The 17150-nt window shown below is 57.5% G+C and carries 10 protein-coding genes; 1 reads left to right on the top strand and 9 read right to left on the bottom strand.

Annotated features, from left to right (window positions below; all coding sequences use genetic code 11):
• Nucleotides 1-161: 161 nt before the first annotated feature.
• The gene (locus L6439_RS02960) at nucleotides 162-728 is read left to right on the top strand and encodes a helix-turn-helix domain-containing protein (RefSeq protein ID WP_006677826.1); all 567 of its coding nucleotides are present in this window, start codon (nucleotides 162-164) and stop codon (nucleotides 726-728) included.
• Between the two features lie 923 nt (nucleotides 729-1651).
• Here L6439_RS02960 and L6439_RS02955 read toward each other — a convergent pair.
• The 9 genes from L6439_RS02955 to L6439_RS02915 form a co-directional block, all read right to left on the bottom strand.
• Nucleotides 1652-2710, bottom strand: coding sequence for a LacI family DNA-binding transcriptional regulator (locus L6439_RS02955; RefSeq protein ID WP_213470112.1), 1059 nt, complete (start codon nucleotides 2708-2710; stop codon nucleotides 1652-1654).
• A 164-nt stretch (nucleotides 2711-2874) separates the two neighbouring features.
• On the bottom strand, nucleotides 2875-5517 hold the full coding sequence (locus L6439_RS02950; RefSeq protein ID WP_213470110.1) for a transglutaminase TgpA family protein: 2643 nt from the start codon (nucleotides 5515-5517) through the stop codon (nucleotides 2875-2877).
• Nucleotides 5480-6820, bottom strand: a complete 1341-nt coding sequence (locus tag L6439_RS02945) for a DUF58 domain-containing protein (RefSeq protein WP_213470108.1) — start codon at nucleotides 6818-6820, stop codon at nucleotides 5480-5482. The genes L6439_RS02950 and L6439_RS02945 overlap by 38 nt, the downstream gene beginning before the upstream one ends.
• A complete protein-coding gene (locus L6439_RS02940; RefSeq protein WP_168181680.1) occupies nucleotides 6817-7971 on the bottom strand; it encodes an AAA family ATPase in 1155 nt (384 codons plus the stop codon). Before L6439_RS02940 ends, L6439_RS02945 begins: the two co-directional genes overlap by 4 nt.
• Before the next feature lie 198 nt (nucleotides 7972-8169).
• The gene (locus L6439_RS02935; RefSeq protein WP_213470106.1) at nucleotides 8170-9603 is read right to left on the bottom strand and encodes a polysaccharide deacetylase family protein; all 1434 of its coding nucleotides are present in this window, start codon (nucleotides 9601-9603) and stop codon (nucleotides 8170-8172) included.
• Nucleotides 9604-9943: 340 nt separating this feature from the next.
• Complete coding sequence (locus L6439_RS02930; RefSeq protein ID WP_213470104.1) at nucleotides 9944-11287, bottom strand: FtsW/RodA/SpoVE family cell cycle protein; 1344 nt, start codon at nucleotides 11285-11287, stop codon at nucleotides 9944-9946.
• 5 nt (nucleotides 11288-11292) lie between these two features.
• Nucleotides 11293-11625, bottom strand: a complete 333-nt coding sequence (locus tag L6439_RS02925; protein WP_168181677.1) for a PadR family transcriptional regulator — start codon at nucleotides 11623-11625, stop codon at nucleotides 11293-11295.
• A 642-nt stretch (nucleotides 11626-12267) separates the two neighbouring features.
• Entirely contained in the window at nucleotides 12268-14853 is a 2586-nt protein-coding gene (locus tag L6439_RS02920; protein WP_237096728.1) for a DUF5704 domain-containing protein, read from the bottom strand.
• Nucleotides 14854-15616: 763 nt separating this feature from the next.
• On the bottom strand, nucleotides 15617-16825 hold the full coding sequence (locus tag L6439_RS02915; RefSeq protein WP_213470100.1) for an S-layer homology domain-containing protein: 1209 nt from the start codon (nucleotides 16823-16825) through the stop codon (nucleotides 15617-15619).
• Nucleotides 16826-17150 lie beyond the last annotated feature (325 nt).

Here is a 17150-nt window from a genome sequence, read left to right as displayed (position 1 = left end):
TACGGATTGCTCCTCCCATATGTTTTACATACAATAGAAAGAAAACGGATACCAATACTTCATGCTGTTGTATAATATACTACACAAACGTGCGCTATATTGTACATGGTCTTTTGTATTGTTTTCAGATATCCGGTACAGAGTGGGAGAGGAGAACCGCCATGCAAGAACCGATCCACAAAAAAATCGGGAAAAACCTTCAAGAGATCCGCAAATCGCGGGGACTGAGCCTGGACCAGGTGTCGGACATGTCCGGCGTCAGCAAAGGCATGCTCGGGCAAATCGAGCGCGGGGAATCGAATCCGACCATTTCAGTATTATGGAAAATTGTGAATGGTCTGCGCATCTCCTTCGCAACCCTGATGGAAGAATCGACGCCGAGCGTGTCGATTGTCAAGATAGAGGATATTACCCCGCTTGTGGAGGAAGAAGGGGCATACCGCACGTTTCCTATCTTTCCTTTCGAGCAGGACAAGGGGTTCGAGGTGTACAGCGTGGAGGTGGACCCGGGCTGCTCCCATGTGTCGGAAGCCCACTACGATGGCGTCGAAGAGTTCATCATGGTGATTGACGGCGTGCTTCACGTCTCGCTGGGCGGCGACGAATACGTGCTGGAGCCGAAGACGACGATGCGCTTCACCGCCGATCAGGTTCATACGTACACGAACCGCACCGACCGCACCATACGCTACATGACCCTGCTGCACTACCCGTCCGCGAACAGATAACATACTGTGCAATAGAGAAGGCGCTCCCCTGTATGGAGCGCCTTCGTTGCGTTGCCTAACCTATTGAGGAATTGCGGATTGCCGATTAAGGACGTTAGTCTGGCTCATGACGACCTCCAGCGCAACCCTCGTCGGCCGGAGAGAAGGTTGCGCTTTCGGCTGCCTCCATAATTCCTGCTGCCTATGGGGAGACAGGAGGTTAGCAAGCTCTGTCGCAAACCAGGCCTGCCCTGGCCTCCTTATGGTAGCCCTAAAATATGTGCCTTCTGCTTTCCAGACGGCTCGGCCATGCCATCTCCCCGCAACTTTTTCGCCCCCCGTTTTCTCCCTCCGGACTGGTAAGGTGCGTTCCACATATCCCTGCCTTCTTCCTTCTAGGCTTAGGCTCATGAACCTCCGCCAAGCCTCATTTCCGTTCCGTTGCGCTCTCTCCTCGTCTTCATTCTCTCGTCCGGTCAAGGCAACTGCTCTCCTTCTCCTTTACTCCATTCTCCCGTCCACTCAGAAAAACTCCCCTTTACTCCGGTCTCCCGTCCAGTCAGGGACTCCGCTCTTCCCTTCAATATCCCTTCCTATCAGGAAGAACTCCGAACTACGCTCGGAAGACGACCACAAAAAGAAGCGGGAAACAGAACGTCAAGCATCTGCTCGGTTGTTCCCGGGGAACCGTTGCTTTACCCGCGAGTGGCGTTCCTGAACGAGGGGAGATTGAAACTAAGGAGGCTGGAGAGGGGGATGATTACAGATCCGTCCCAGCATTGAACAGATAAGGCCCACGGTCTTGAACATGCTGCCTGCCAGAGCGGAAGGAAACCTCCTAACCTGTCGAACGCATCAAAAATCCTCCAACAAAGGCATTAGCTTCATTGGAGGTTCCAGGATGGGAAGCGCAATTGGAGGCGGGATGAGGGCAGGGTTCCCGTCTATCCGTCCACAGGCGCTTTTCGTTCCGGCGGCCGGCTCGACTCCCGGATTTGCAGATGGAACGGCAGCAGCATTCGGAACGGGTAAGGATATGGCTGATGCAGACTGTCCAGCAAAATCTTGGCGGCCGTGTAGCCCATCTCGTATTTCGGAATATGGACCGAGGAGAGCGGGGGCGAGCTGTACTTCGAAAATTCGATGTCGTCGATGCCGATAAAGGCGATGTCGCGGGGAATCGACAGTCCAAGCTCCGCAGCGGCGCGCATGGCCGCAATCGCCATCATATCGCTGGCGCAGAACATCGCCGTCGGCTTCTCTTGCCGTTCCAGCAGGCGCTTCATGCCTTGGTAACTCTGGTCGGCATCCCATTGGGCATCGATGACCCAGTCGGGACAGAAAGGGCAATTCGCTTCGTTCAACGCCATTTTATAGCCCCGGTACCGCTTCTCCCGCTCCATGCGCCCGAGCAGGCCCGCGCCCCCGATGAAGCCGATGTCGGTATGCCCCAGCTCCAGCAAATGCCGAACAGCGATCCGGGCCGCATCCAACCGGTCATAGGATATGATCGGGATATCCGGATCCGCTACGTCGATGCCGATGATGACCGGCACCCGCTCCTTAAGCCAGCGGTACATCTCCGGCTCCATCCCTTCGATGCAGATGACGCCGTTCAACGCCCGTTCATGCAGCAGCGCCTCCCGCACCGCGCCGCTCTTCAGCTCCGCCTGGGTATGAAGAAACGCCAGCGCGATCCCTTCCTCCATCAGCTTCGCCTCGATGCCCTGGATGATGGGGGAAAAATAAGGATGATTGTATTTATTATCCGGCAAGGATAAAATGCAGCCGATCGTCAACGGCGCGGAATGCTTCGGCGGCCGCTTCGCCCCTGCGGTTGGTTTCTGTGCAGGCTTCGCACGGTAATTCAGCTGCTTCGCAGCCTGCCATATTTTCTGCTTCGTCTCGTCGCTGATGCGGCGGCTGTCATCTCCGTTCACCACCCGTGATACGGTGGAGATGGAGACGCCGACCCGCTCGGCAATATCTTTTAATGTAGCCATGCTCCGCCTCCCCATGTCTATGTCAATACGAGTTCACTGCCTTAGGATCATATGGTAAATTATACTGCCCGTCTCGGTGGTTGAAAAGGGACCTGGTCATACAGCACCCGCTTCTTGCTAGGGTTGGATGTGCCGCCGCGCGCTCCCGCCCCCGCACCCGTGACTCATGTACATTGGCGGAGCACGAATGCGCAGCCTTCCAGGAAGCGTTGGCGCACGGCCCGCTCCGCATGCCGGCCGGCGAACAGCAGCGCATTGCAGTCGCGAATGAACTGCTGCAGTACCGGATCAGCCGCCGTCGGCAGCAGCTCGGGATCGCCGCGCTTCTCGGAAATATACTCGCTCCAGGTCATGCCGGTCGGACGCAGCCCGTATTTCCGCTCAAGCAGAAGCCAGGCAATCCGGCCCATCTCCTGCAGCCGTTCGTTCTGGAAGCTGCGCTGCTGCAGCCGGAGGAGCCGCCGCAGCTTGCGCTCCGGAGCCAGGCGCCGCCAATGCTTTCGCACGATCCAGGCCGCCAACAGAACCAGCCACAGCGAACCGATTGCCAGGACCGGCAGGCGGATCGCCGCATATCGAAGCAGTCCCAATAGCCCCGTCCCTGCCTCCGCCCCTGCCTCTGTCTGTTCCCCGCTGCGAAGCGTCCCGATTCGGGTCAAGGCCTCCCATTCCGCAGCGAGATGCTGCCTGATGGCGATCAGGCCCTGCTTCCCGGCATGAAGCGCTGCCTCCCCCCAGCGCTGCATCCGCTCCCAGCCCGAGGCCGGAGGAGCCTTCGACTCAAGCGATTGCTCCAGCAGCTCGCGAACCTGCGCGGACGGAACGAACGCTGCATCGGCGCCTCCATCCGAAGCAGCCGCTCCATCGGCCGCAAGCGCCGCCTGGCCCGGTAAGGCCGCGATCACCGCATCCGCCGGAACCTCTGCCGCTGCCGCCATTCCTGCCGGCGGGGTCGCCTCGAACGGCACCCAGCCGACGGTCGGGAAATATACCTCCACCCAGGCATGGGCATCGGATGACCGTACCGTATACTGCCCGGGCCCTGTCAACTCGCCGGGGGCGAAGCCCTTCACCCAACGCGCCGGAATGCCCTGGGTGCGGAGCAGAACCGCCATCGCGCTCGAGAAGTGGTTGCAATAGCCCTGCCTCGCCTCGAACAGGAAATAGTCCACGAAGTCCCGGCCCGCCGGCGGCACTTCGGTATCGCTCTTCGTATAGGCATATTCCTGAAGCAGAAACGCCTGCACGCGCCGCACAGTCTCATAGGGACCCGCCGATCCTTCGGCCAGCCGATCGCCGAGCTCCCTCACCCGTTGCGGGAGCGAGTCCGGAAGCTGAAGCTCCTCGCTCCAGCGGGCCCTCTCCTCGGACGACAGCTTCGGCGCGTCCCTCAGCATCGCCGTATCCGCCCTGATCACGCGGGTCTCGTATTGATAAGCAAGCCGTGATCCGGCTGGCGCACTCGCGTCAGGGGCATAGCGTTCGCCCGGCGCGTCGTAGCGCAGCGCCATCCCCTCTTGGGCCGGAACCTCCGTCTCCCCGTCCGGCATCCATGACGCCAGCCGTTCGGGCCGGCCGCCGAGGACAAGCGGCAGATGCGGCGCATACGCTTGCCAGCGAACTGTCTGCGTCAACGGCCCGGACCAACCCGACACTGGAGAATCGGGCATCTGCAGCCGTCCCGATCCGTCCACCGTTTCTTCCTGGGCGGCCTTCGACGACGCCCATCCCCGGCCGGTATAGCGCGATTTGCTCTCTCCCCGCCAATACGTCGGCTCCGGCGATTCCGCCGTGAACAGGATGCGGGGATCATCGCGAAGCGCACCGCCCAGCTCCGTATCGTCCGTACTGTATCCGGTCGTGCCTATCGCCGTCCCCCGCAAGGACGCGTGTTTCGCCGTCGGACGGGACGGGCCCCATTCGTTCGCCGAGACGGCCAGGGTCTGGGTCCACTCGCTCAGCGAAGGCAGACTCTCGGGCGGCGTCCAGCCGGGCATCCGGGACAGGCCGAAGCCGATGCCTACGATCAGCAGCGTCACCAGCGCCGCTTGGCCCAGCCATCGCAGAGGCCGGATCCCGGGTATCTTCGACGTCTCGGTATCCTCGGCCTGCCGGCGGTCAAGATGAAGGCAGGCGGATAGCAGCAGGCCCCAGCCTGCCGCGCGAATGACGGCGTCTGTCACCTCGAGGCCGAAGCCCCATTGAAACCCGAATAGATAGCAGATCGTGGCCACGCTGAAAAACAGCACCGTCCGCCGGGTAAGCATTTGCGCCTGAATGGAGGCAGTCAGCATCGCCCAACCGGCGAGCAGCAGCAAGGTACGGACTTCACCGCTCGTCTGGAGCCATTCCCCCTCCATCCACCGTTCCGCATCGGCAGCCAACGCGGAACCGAGCATCGAAAGGCCCGCCGCGACCGAGTCGGGGAGCGCTCGCAGGAGACTGCCGACAGCCGTTGCCGAATACGGCAGGGAAGCGGCCCCGAACATCCATGCGGTTACCGCGATCGCCGTAACGCTGCGCAGCGCGATCGAGAGGGCCCGGCCCCGGACAATCAGACCCACGGCAAGAAAGATAGCGATTGCCCCCAAAAACGGACGGATCTCATGCATATCGATATGCGGACCAAGCTGCTTCAAGGGATAGAACCATTCGGCGAACAACGCGAACAGCATCCCGGTGAAGGCGGCCTGCTTCACCCATTCGGAAGCGGTTCGCCTACCGGCTTGTTCGTTCCCTCTGACCAACGGTCGCATTGTCGCCTGGCCGTCACGCTTGGCGAATCGGCCGATATGACGGAAGCGCATCGCTTTCCCTCCTTCCTATGCTCTTGCCGGGGGCGGGATGTTCCGTCCAGAGGAAGGCCTCCGACGAAGCCGGAGCGGCCGTGGCGTCTGCATGCGGCCAGCGCGCGGCCGTCAGCCAGCCTTCTATGCTCGCCTCTCCCGCCGCGTCATGCAGCCGATCGAGGACGACCGGATCCTCCCGGTAGCTGATCAGCGTCAACGCGCGTATCGGCTGCGACGGATCAACAGCAGGCCAGGTCGCCGCCCCGCTTGACCCGGCGTCCGGCGAATGCGGCGCAGCCCAGCCGATCGCCGCCGCCGGGCCGGGCCGTTCCGCCGCCAGAGCGGCCAGCGCCTGCCATGCTCCGACGGCGATAGCCCCGTCGCTCAGCCGCAGCAAGCGAACGGGCCGCCCGGACTCTGCGGCGGCGCGCACGGCCGCGGCGGCGGCGGACAGCACCGCCTCCATCGGCGCGTGCTGTCCGGGCTGCGCCTCCGACCGCCATGGAATGTCGTCCATGGCGATGTCGGCCGGAGCGCAGCCGTCCGCTTCCGGCGCGCGGACCGCCAACACCCGCCGCTTGGCGTACGTGCGCCAGTCGATGGCACGCAGGGGCGTGCCCGGCTGGTACGCCTGCAGCTCGACGCCGCGCGCTCCTCCGGCCGTCGGGGCAGGCACGCCTCCGTCGGCCGCATCGGCGGCGCCGGCCAGCGGCGGCGGGCCGGCCTCATGCGCGGCTGCCGGCGCAGCGTCCGGCAGCAGGGCGGCTCGCACCGGCGAAGGCGGAATGACCAGCATCGGCGGCCCCGCTTCCTTCGCCGGCGCGACGTCCAGCCGCACCCGGCAGCCGAACCAGCCGAACAGGTCGCCATAGGCGAGTTCGGCCCGGGACAGGCGGTACACGCCGCGCGGTGCCCCCTCGAAGGAGACGGTGTAACGCGGCTCCTCCCCCCGGCTAAGGAAGAGCAGGCGGCGGCATACCCAGAGGCCGCCGTCTCCGCCTGTGCGCATCCATGCCTCCTCCACGGTCATCCAGCGCACAGGCCAGCGCTTCACGCCGCCTAACGCCACGCGGAAGGCGAGGCTGCCGGAAGCGGCCCCCGTTCCGGCAGGCCCCGCCTGCTGCAGCTCATGGAGAAGCCGGACGCCTGCGAGCTTCCGGCCAATGGCATGCAGCCGCACGCCGTTCAACATCATGGCCCCCAACAGGGCCGCCACCAAAAGCTCCGCCGGGCTGTTCCGCGCCCAGCCCGCCGCAGCCAGTCCGCCGCAGCCGGCGGCGGTGAGAAGGAAGCGGCCGATCCGAAATACGGTCCGCTTCACCGGAACCACCCGCCGAGCCGGAACCGCCCGGCAGCCGGCTGCGCCGCTCCATCGCCGGCCAGGGGCACCTGGACCATTGGCGCGGCGCCTGCGGCCGGGATCCCCCGCTTTTCCCGGCGGGAAGACTTCGGCGAGGATCTGCCGGTTCCGGTCTGTGCCGCCGGGAAGACCGGAACCGGCGTCATGCGCAGCACCTCGGCGACGACGTCGGCTTCCGTCGTGCCGGCAAGCAGCGCCTCGCGCTGCAGATGAAGGCGGTGCGCCATCACCGGTTGGGCCACCGCCTTCACATCCTCCGGAAGCGCATAGGTGCGACCCTCGGTCCAGGCTTGAGCCTGGGTCACCCGCATGAGCGACAGCGTCGCCCGCGGGCTGATTCCCAGCCTTACCGCCGGGTGCGCCCGGGTCGCATGCGCAATGTCCGCCATGTACCGGCATAGCGCCGCATCGAGATGCACCTCGCGGATCCGGCGGACGAGCAATTGCCATTCCTCCGGCGTCCAGAGCGGCTTCACGCGCGCGAGCGGCGACTCTTCCCGCTGATGGAGGAGCATATCCGCTTCCTGCTCCGCTGCCGGATATCCGAGCGACAGCCGCATCGCGAACCGGTCCATCTCCGCCTCCGGAATTCGATACGTGCCTTCGAAGGCCAACGGATTCTGCGTCGCAATGACGAAAAAGGGCTGCGGCAACGCGCGCGTCGTCCCGTCCACCGTCACCGTCCCTTCCTCCATCGCTTCGAGCAGCGCCGATTGGGTTCGCGCCGGCGCACGGTTCAGCTCGTCGGCCAATACGACGTTGCCGAACAACGCTCCCTCGCTATACCGCAGCCCGCCCGAGGCGGGCTCCCACACCATGCTGCCCGTAATATCGGCCGGCATCATGTCCGGCGTCATCTGAATGCGCCGGAAGCTTCCTCCTGCCATCCGCGCGAGCGCCCGGGCCAACAGCGTCTTGCCGACGCCCGGCACATCCTCCATCAAAATATGACCGCCGGACAGCAACGCCAAGCCGGCCAGGCGAATGACCTCCCTTTTCCCGGCGACGACTTGCTCCATCCGGTCCAGGAACGCGGGCCAGCCCCGCTCCGCGAACGAAGCCAGCCATACATCCTGCTCCATGGTGCGATCCCGATGTCCATTCATTTCCATTCGTAGATTCCCTCCCTCTTAACCTAGCAGCATCCAATGTTCTACAAAACGATAACAAGACACAAAAAACCCGGAACGAGTCCCTCGCGTGCATGCACGTTCGATGAACCGTCCCGGGCCGTTCTATGAATCAGTATCGCCCGACCTGCTAGATTATAAACCTGCGAGAGGCTGCTTTCCTCAGATGATAGAACAGAGTCACACCTCCTCCTGCAACGGAGTTAGCTCGTATGCGGTCAGTTGGACGCCGAACGCATGCAGCACGTCCCGCAGCGGCACCCAGGTGAGCGACCGTTCCGTCAGCGTCTTCAACGGCACAGCGGCTTCGGCCTTATCGGCAAATACGAGTTGTGCGCCCGCCAGATCGAAGCCTGCGCCCTTCCCGTTCCAATCGATATCCACCCGGTTCGCCTCCGCGTTCCAGCGCACCGTTCCGCCCAATTGCCGGACCAGCATCCGCAGCGGCACATACGTCGCATCCTCATAACTCAGGAACTGATCCGGCTCCAAATGAAGACTTCCTTGATCGGTATGCACATCCATCACCATCTTCGGTTCGGGCTTCACAGGCCCGGATACATGGACCGGCTGCACGTTCGCTTCAATCCAGGCGCTGCCGACCGGGGAGCGGGCCCACCGCTTCGTGGAAGCGACATGGAATTGAACCGGCTCCACCTCCGGCGACAGCACGCCGAATGTATAGCCTTTATCCTTATAATATCGGATAATCTCCGGCAGCGCCTTCACCGTCTCCCCGTGCCCGGCTCCGTCATGCATGAGCACGACCGTCTCCTTCAGCAGCGCCCCTTGCTTCACCGCGGACGCGATCTCCTTGGCCGGCACGCCCCGCCGCTTGGAATCGCCGCTGTCGACATGCCAGTCATAGACCAAGTATCCCGCCTGCCGCATCAGCTCGAAATACTGCTTATCGAAATTCATTGCCGTCCCGCCTGGCGCCCGGACGAGCCGGGGCTCATAGCCCAGAATGTCCTCCAGCACCTTGCCGGTGTCGCGAATCTGGCTCCAAAATTCACGGAAGCTGCCGTACAGCTCCTTATATTCATGATTATAGCTATGATTGCCGATGGCATGTCCCGCTTCCGCAATCGTTCGTACCATCTCCTGGTCGCGCTTCGCGTTTTGCCCCAACACGAAGAAGGTCGCCTTCACCTGCTCCTTGGCCAAAATATCCAGCACATCCTTCGTATGTGCGCTCGGGCCGTCATCGAACGTCAAATAGACGACCTTATCCGCCTTCTTCTCTTCCGCGCCCGGCGAAGGCTTCCCGGTATCCGGCTTCTTCGCCGCAGCCATTTGTATGGTGGCCTCTCCGGTATCAGAGCCAATGCCTTGCGCGGCTAGAGCGGCGACTGCCTCTTCTTTCACTCCGCTTATCTCAATGGACACGGGCTCGCTGGAATCCGAACGCGCGGCTGCCGCCTCCGCGTGATAAGCCATCGGTACCGCTTGAGGAGAAGCTGGCGATGCGGCGTAAGCGATCGGCTCCGGCGCTTCCTTCGTTCCCCAAGCCGCCCACAGCCCGGCGATCATCAGCAAGGCACAGACGGCCGTTGACAGCCGCCCTATCCAGTTTTTCGCATCCTTCCACAATCCCGGCGCTTCCTTTTTCATCCGAACGTCCCCCTCTTTTCGTGACTATTCATGAAAGCCCCCTGCAAGCGCAGATGAGGGACAGCCTGTCCCTTCTCCACCGCAGCGTCTTCGAATCCAGGTTCGAGTGATGTCCAGCCGGAATTCCCCGTCCTGTCCGCGATTCTGCGGCCTGCCCGAGAGCATATGCGTTCTCCATCGTTCTGATAGATTATATGAGCCATGCGAGAAAAGATGACACCTCCTGCCGCGTCTATCATCATACGCCGCTCCGGGCTAGTTGACAACGTTTTCCTTGGGAAAATAAGAAATTTTCCATAAAAAGAGCCCTCCCTTCGAACGGAAGAGCCGCGATAGCAAATTATGAGGTTTGCGGAAGCAGGTCTTTGCGCCGGTAAATGCCGGAGAAGAGTCCGAAAAGTGTCATCCACAACACCATTTGTGTACCTCCATAGCCAAACAAAGGCAGCTCCAGGCCGTACACTGGCACCATCCCGAAAAGGCCTCCCAACGCAAGCAGAAAACGTGCCCCTGTCAGCAACGCGATAAGGTTGGCTAGCCCCCGGCCAAAGGTATGGCGAATGCTGCATGCCGCCTTGTACACGCTGTATAGAAGAACTCCCATGGAACCCAACAACAGCAGGCCTGCGAACCACCCCGCCGTATGGATGAGGTAGACACTCAAATAATCACTGTAAAGATAAGGAAGGGTGAGCGTCTGACCGCTTCCTTGCCCGAACCATCCCGCTTGCTGCACCGCTCTGTGAATCTCCCGGATGACAAAGCCACCATCAGAATCAGGCTCGACCACGCCTCCAAGATATGTAATCCATTCCTGCATGCGGCGTCCGAATCCGATGCGTACCTTATCGAATGTCATCCATAGCAGTGCTCCGCCTCCCGCGGCACAAGCGGCCAGCTTCCACCATACTGCCGGGCGGCAGCGAATCTGCATGAGCACCGCGATCATGCCAAGACTATAGATGATCAACTGCGGGAAGCGGCCGTCCATCACATACAGCAGCACAGGCAGCGTAATGAGCGCATACGGCATTAGGTTCGAGTACGTCTTGGCACGGGACGGCCGCTCGCTTAGCATCGCATAGATCGCAAGCAGGAACAGAATCGGACTTATCAAATATACATCAATGGTCATGGGGCCTAACATCAAAAAACGCGTCCCGTTGACGGTAACCCCCATGTCCAATCCCATCCCAATCAGCAGGATCACCATTATCCCATACAACCATGGAGCGATCCGGCGAAGCCGGCGGTAGTCGATGATCACCCCAGTTGCGAAGCAAAGTATGCCAAGCAGGACATAGATAACAGATTTGGTGCCTAGTCCAACTGAATTGTTTCCACCTGCTTCATTCTGCAGCATAAAAAGACCGAATAGACTAAGCCCGATCCATATCCCCAAGCTGACCCATAGCAGCCAAGGGATATGCGGGCGATGAATCCGGTTCATTTGCTCGGCCACAATGGAGGATGCCCCCATTTGCCGGACCGCTTCACGCGCCGCTTCGTCCTCATCCATCCCGCGGTCCGTATGCTCTTCCATTCGGGACAAGAGATGATCCATCAGTTCCGCCTCGATCTCTGGCTTCATCTCCTTCGCTTTGATGCGTCCCAGCACATCCTGCACGAACCGTTCGGCTGCCTCCGGCATGCCGCACGGGATGTCTCTGTCTGTATTTTTCATTCGACTTACACCTCCCCCAGCACACGGTTCATCGTCCCGCTGAACAAACGCCATTCCTCCGTCTTCTCTTGCAGCAGGCTGCGACCGGCATCCGTAATGCGGTAATACTTTCGCGCCCGCCCCGCCGCCTCGCTCCAGTAGGCCTCCACCTGCCCGCCGCTCTCCAGCCCGTGAAGAATCGGATAAAGCGTACCTTCCTTCAAGGCGAACAAGCCGGAGGAGGCCGTCTCGAGCCGCTTGGTCAGCTCGTAACCATACAACTCTTCCTTCTCCAGCATCGACAATACAAGCAGCGCGGTGCTGCCCTTCAACAGTTCCTTGCTTACCTTCGGGTTCATCGCTTCCTCCTTCGCAATCTTCATGCAGTGAAATAACCTAATACATAGATATACAATATATATAGTATATCTATGTATAAAAAATGCAATCTCTATTACCAGTTGCTTCGTGTTCCGAGCCTTTTGATCGCTCTCCCTTTCACTCAGGGGGGCCGTTGCTTAGCCGCTATGCTTCGCTGTCTTGATCATCACTCTCCCAATCAGTCAGGAATATCTTTTCCATAGCTGCTGTTCACTTGCCGCGAAAGCTGAACACTTTCTTCCCTGAGAACTTTCTTCAGTTAGTCATTTTCCGCTGTCGTCTTGCGTTACATCTTCCCGCTTCCGTCCTCTCCCTCACGCTTTCTCTTCGTGAATATCCCATCCAGTCAGGAGCAAAAAATCTCAAATTTATTTGCACATCCTCTCCTGGCTACCGGGATAATCGGCGTTCCTGAACCAAGGGGATATTCAAAATAAGCCGCTAGGATACTTGTTCTTCCTGAACGACGGGGATATCGATCAAAAGAGGCAGAGGCCCGCATGTTACGGCTTCGAGCGGCGTTCGAGACGGCGCCTTTTATCCCGATCCCTATCCCCACGAAATAAAAAGAGGCGGAAGCAACGCTTCCACCCCAAGGTATTTCAATCCCAATCTAAAGGCTAATGCGGCACCATCGCCCCGAAATCATCCCGGCTCGACAGGTTCGCGTGGTAGAACAACACATCCCCGTCTCGCAATGCAAAGGTGCGGCCGAACGAATCCCGAATCGTCCGCTCAAATCCTTCCAGCCGCCACTGGTTCATCAACGGCGCGTGAATATATTGCAAATGCGGAACTGCGGTCCGGCCCTCCCGTATCGTCTCAATATTAAAGTTCACGACCAGGTAGCCATCCCTCAGAAAGATAGGGGACTGGTCATGCAAACCTCCATGCGTGCGGCCGTACTCGGCGATATCCGTCCCCGCCCTCACGATATAGACCTCGGCCGGCAAACTATACTCGCCATACCACTGCTGAATCGATACATTCGCCCTCTGGGCGTCGGCCGTATCCGGAAGATTCGACTTCGGCCCGATGAACGTGCGCACCGCTTCCGGCAGCAGCAGCCCGCCATAACCGCCGACCGGCGTCTTCCGCTTTGTCCATTTCTCGATGTACTGCTCGATATAGGCTTGGCGGCTCAAGGACACTCCTTGTCCCTCGCGGTCGTACTTGTAACTGGCCGTGTCGATCAACTGTTCCATCGGCACGTTGCGCAGCCGCTCATTCAGAATGACATATCGTCCGGCCTGATCCTCCTGCGATCCGATGCGAATGAAGTAGCGGTCATTGCTGTGGTAATACAAATCAACCGGAAAGCGAGCCTTGCCATCCTTGCTTACGTAGTAGAAGCTTGGCGTAATCCGGATGCTATCCTTTGGACCGAACATATTGCCCTTCGTTTTCAGATCGAATTTGAAATGATAGCCCGTCTTCACCGCCACATTGCGGTATCCCTGCAGCGGATGACTGCCGGGCCGAATCGGCAGCGTATACGGCGCCTGGTTTCCTCTCGGCTCCCCGTCAATGCCTTTCTTCCCGACCCAATAGGAGGCCCCGGCAGGTTCATGGCTGCCAGCCCGCTTGCGGAACACCTTCTCCCAGTTGTAATCTACGATGTCACTCACCCGGAAGTCATACAGCCGGCCAATGACTTCCACCTCAACCACGTCAGTGGAGACATGATTCCCTAGTTCGGTATTCGCATTCGGTTGGGTAGTGAAGTGCGCGGGCGCGTTCTCGGCAATCGTGCGAAACAGGACGGAATAATTGCCTTCATCGATCCATACCGGCAGGAAGAATGTCGTATCCAATTGATGCACCGGGAGGTCGATCCAGGTCCGCTTTGGAATGAAGCGGCTCCGATCCCCGGAGTACACATCGAACGGGAACCACACCTGCTTCGTGCGGATATAGTTCGCATAATCACGGTTGCCGTAGCCCGGGTAGGTGACATGCTGCCCGCCCGTCGGCAGGCGCACCGTAAATGTCCGCTCCAGAATGAGCGCCGCCCGGTTAAGGCTCGGCTTCGTCTTCTGGTTATGCGCCCGGTCATCCGACACGGAAGCATACGTCACAACCGGGGTATGTATCGTGACCGGGTTGATGCCCGGAATCGGGAATTCCTGATCCGTGCCGCCATGAATCCGTTCCGGAAGCAGCTTATAATAAATCGTACCGCTGCTCGGCACATTTTTTGCGTTCACTTTCTCGCTATGTAGTAAGAGCCGATTTTTATATAAGATGTTTTCGCTGATCACGGTTGGAGACGGAATGGTTCCTGGAGAGGAGCCGTTCTCATCCACCGCGTGCCCTGACATAATCGTCTTTCCCTGAAAGACAAGCAAATCATTTTGGACGCGAACTTTCCCGATCGCTTTCTCGGCAGCGGCTTTGAATTCTCCTGAATAGTTCGGTATGTCTTTGCCTACGGTTTGCGAAGGAAGAACGACACTCTGCGCTTCCGGTTCCTTCACGATTCCGCCCTGCTGCTTGAAATGATAATCGGGCGGCGTATAATTTCGGGGCTCCAAGGTAACCCCTCCGCCCGGCAATGCTGCATTTTGCAGCGTCGCTTCTTGGATTTTGTAAACTTCCAGGTTGTCAACTACCCAAAATGAATACGGACGCTCAACGGTCACGACATCACTGACGTTCTCCTCTTCCTCCATGTCTTCTTGCGTGGGCTTCCCCTCATCGTCAGTCCCTGGCTCTTTCCATTTCTTAAGAAACGTCTTTTCCACAGGAACTTCAAATGTACATTTCCCGCTCATCTGCACGAACGAGCTCTTGAATAAGTAATTATGAGCAAAGGCATTGGCGTATAAAAATTCAGAAGTCGGGATGCCGAGAAGCACATCGAACTGCTCATTTCCCCGATTATCCGCCTTAATCATAGCGCTCACCTTTGGATCCATTACCAGATTTGGGATTTTCGTTCCCGGGACAGGTACAGTACATGAGCCTGTCGGATCTGGCGGAATCGTCGGATCCGGTGTACCAGCAACATCGCCAACCGTAATCGTCACATCGTCATAAATATAGTAGGGATAGCTCTTCCATTTGGCAGTTATCTTGGCAGTTCCTTTCCCGACAGCTGTTACCTTCCCGTCAGGCCCTACCGTCGCCACAGAAGAGCGATCCGAACTCCATTCCAGCTGTTCCGTCCGACGAGTGATATCCAGCCAATTCGTAAAGCCTGTCATGTCATATTCCTGAGTCCTGACCTCTGCCTTTAAATTCTTGGTCTCTCCGATGTACATGTTTGCATCAGACGAGACGCGTAGCTCTTTCATTTCTGTGACATAGCCCTCAAAGTCTGCTTCTAGATAGATAAAGTAATGAGCCTGATACTTCGGTTGACCTTGATGCCCCGTTTCATATTGGCGGTATATTGAAACAAGATGGGTATGACCTGTAGTTGTATTAAGAACAGCCTCGAGTTGCCCCTTGGTGAATTTTGGTTCACCATTCGGAGTAAAAGAGCTTTGTGTTTCTTGATATTTCAGATTAGTTAACCCGAGTTCCTTAACGTGCTCCTTTTTGAATGCATGATTTTTTGTATCCTGTAGACTCTCTGGAGCATAGTTATACATAGTTATCCGGTCTTTCACTGAAGTGTCTCGCGGGTACTTATTTCCATCTTTACCGATGGCCATGAATGTTTCGACACGTTCACCATCTTGGGTAACTGCAACCCATTGTCCTCTATCCCCTTCAGTCCAGACTGTTTTTGGATTCGGGTAGTCTTTACCCGTTACAGTTACATTAATCTTTTGAGTCTTAGGAGCTAAACCTTCCGGGATTACTTTTATTCCTTTATCTGGATAACCATTTTTCCAAGGTATAAACTTTTCAACTTCCGGAGGCTCATCCAAAGCTGAGACAAGCTTAGGACTATAATTAGTCAAGGATATTAACAATAATAGGATTAAAATGACTGTAACTGCTTTTTTCATGTTTTCCCCTCTATTTCGCAATCATCAATAAGGAACCATCATCAAATTTAGCGCTACCGAGGTTATCTTCTTCCGTGTTATAGTATTTTACAACCCATAGTTTTACACCTGAAGAATGCTTGGAAAAGAAGTGTATATCCTCCATAACGGGAAGGGTTTCATATCCATATTTTTTGTGTTGATTGTTATGTATTGCAATCCCTCCCATCAAGTTTGTTATTCCAGTAGCATAATGGTCAACACCGAATTCCTTTGTTTTTGGATAGATCGTAAGTTCTATAAATAGCGGAAACCTTCCCTTGTGCTTTTCGAAAAATTCCTTGTCGCTCTCATCCAAAAACAGGTCACCATAAAAGCTTTTTTCGTTCCAATTTTCTACATTCACTGCAACCATCCGATGAAAAACCAACTTGCCGGCATTATTTTTAAATGTTCTCGTCTTTCCTGATGCTTTTGTCACACCAGGAGCTTCAAACGGCGTCACAACCTCCAAATTATTCTTCTCCGTCCCCACTGCCCGCAGCTCATTCAGGGCCGGGAAGCTGTCGGCCTTCTTGGTAGCTGCCTTCACGAACCGCAACAGAATCGCCGACGTCTCGGCACGAGTCGTTGTTTTTTTCATGCCAAAGGAACCGTCCGGGTAGCCGCTCATCAATTTGGTGCCCATGGCTACCGCAATATGGCCGGCTTTGGACGCTGGAATGCCTGGTTTGAAGTATTCTTTGACCGGAATCAGCGTCTCCTTCGTATCCAACAGCGCCTGCTTGTAGTCTTCATCCACCGCTGCCAAGCCGGAGCTGAGCCAGATGGCCATCTCTTCACGGGTTAACGCCGTGTCGGGTTGAAAGCCGTCTGGGTAGTTTTTCGGATCGATGAATCCCAAAGCAACCGCCTTCTCGACTTCCTTTTTGCTCCAGTGAGTGTTCAAATCGCTAAAGATATTTTCGATTTCCGTGGAAGCTTCCGCTTTCGATACACGCGACAGCAAGGCAGCGAATTCCGCCCTTGTAATGGTCGCCTCCGGTTGAAACGTTCCATTGCTATAACCCTTGAAATATCCTGCATTTACGGCGGCAGAAATGGAGTCCTTGGCCCAGTGCGTTGCCGATACATCCTTGAAGCTCATCCCCTTGGCCTCTGCGGATAGAATCCCCGGCAATCCAGGAAGCGCCAAGCAACCGATGATAAAGAACAGGATTACTCTTTTCATGGTCTTCATGATTGATCACTCCTACGATAATAGTGTTTTTACGCCATTCCCGATCGGCCCTGAAAAACACAAAAAACCCTCAGCCAATAGAATTAGCGTCGGGTTCTTCCCATCAGGACCTATGTATTCACATCAAATACTGAATTGCTTATATTATACAATATTTTCTTGTTAATGGCGAGTCCTAATTTTTTTCGACGTAAGATACCAAAAATCCCCCGCCTGCATCAGATGAGGCCTGATCGCTCCAACTCCAAGGCACGCGGTGCTTATTTTCCTCAATCAAACCCGCACATTCGGCAAAACGATTGGCTTCCTTAGCGCAACCAGGCCA

Source organism: Paenibacillus dendritiformis (assembly GCF_021654795.1).
GTDB lineage: Bacteria > Bacillota > Bacilli > Paenibacillales > Paenibacillaceae > Paenibacillus_B.
This window is presented reverse-complemented; position numbering and strand designations above follow the sequence as displayed.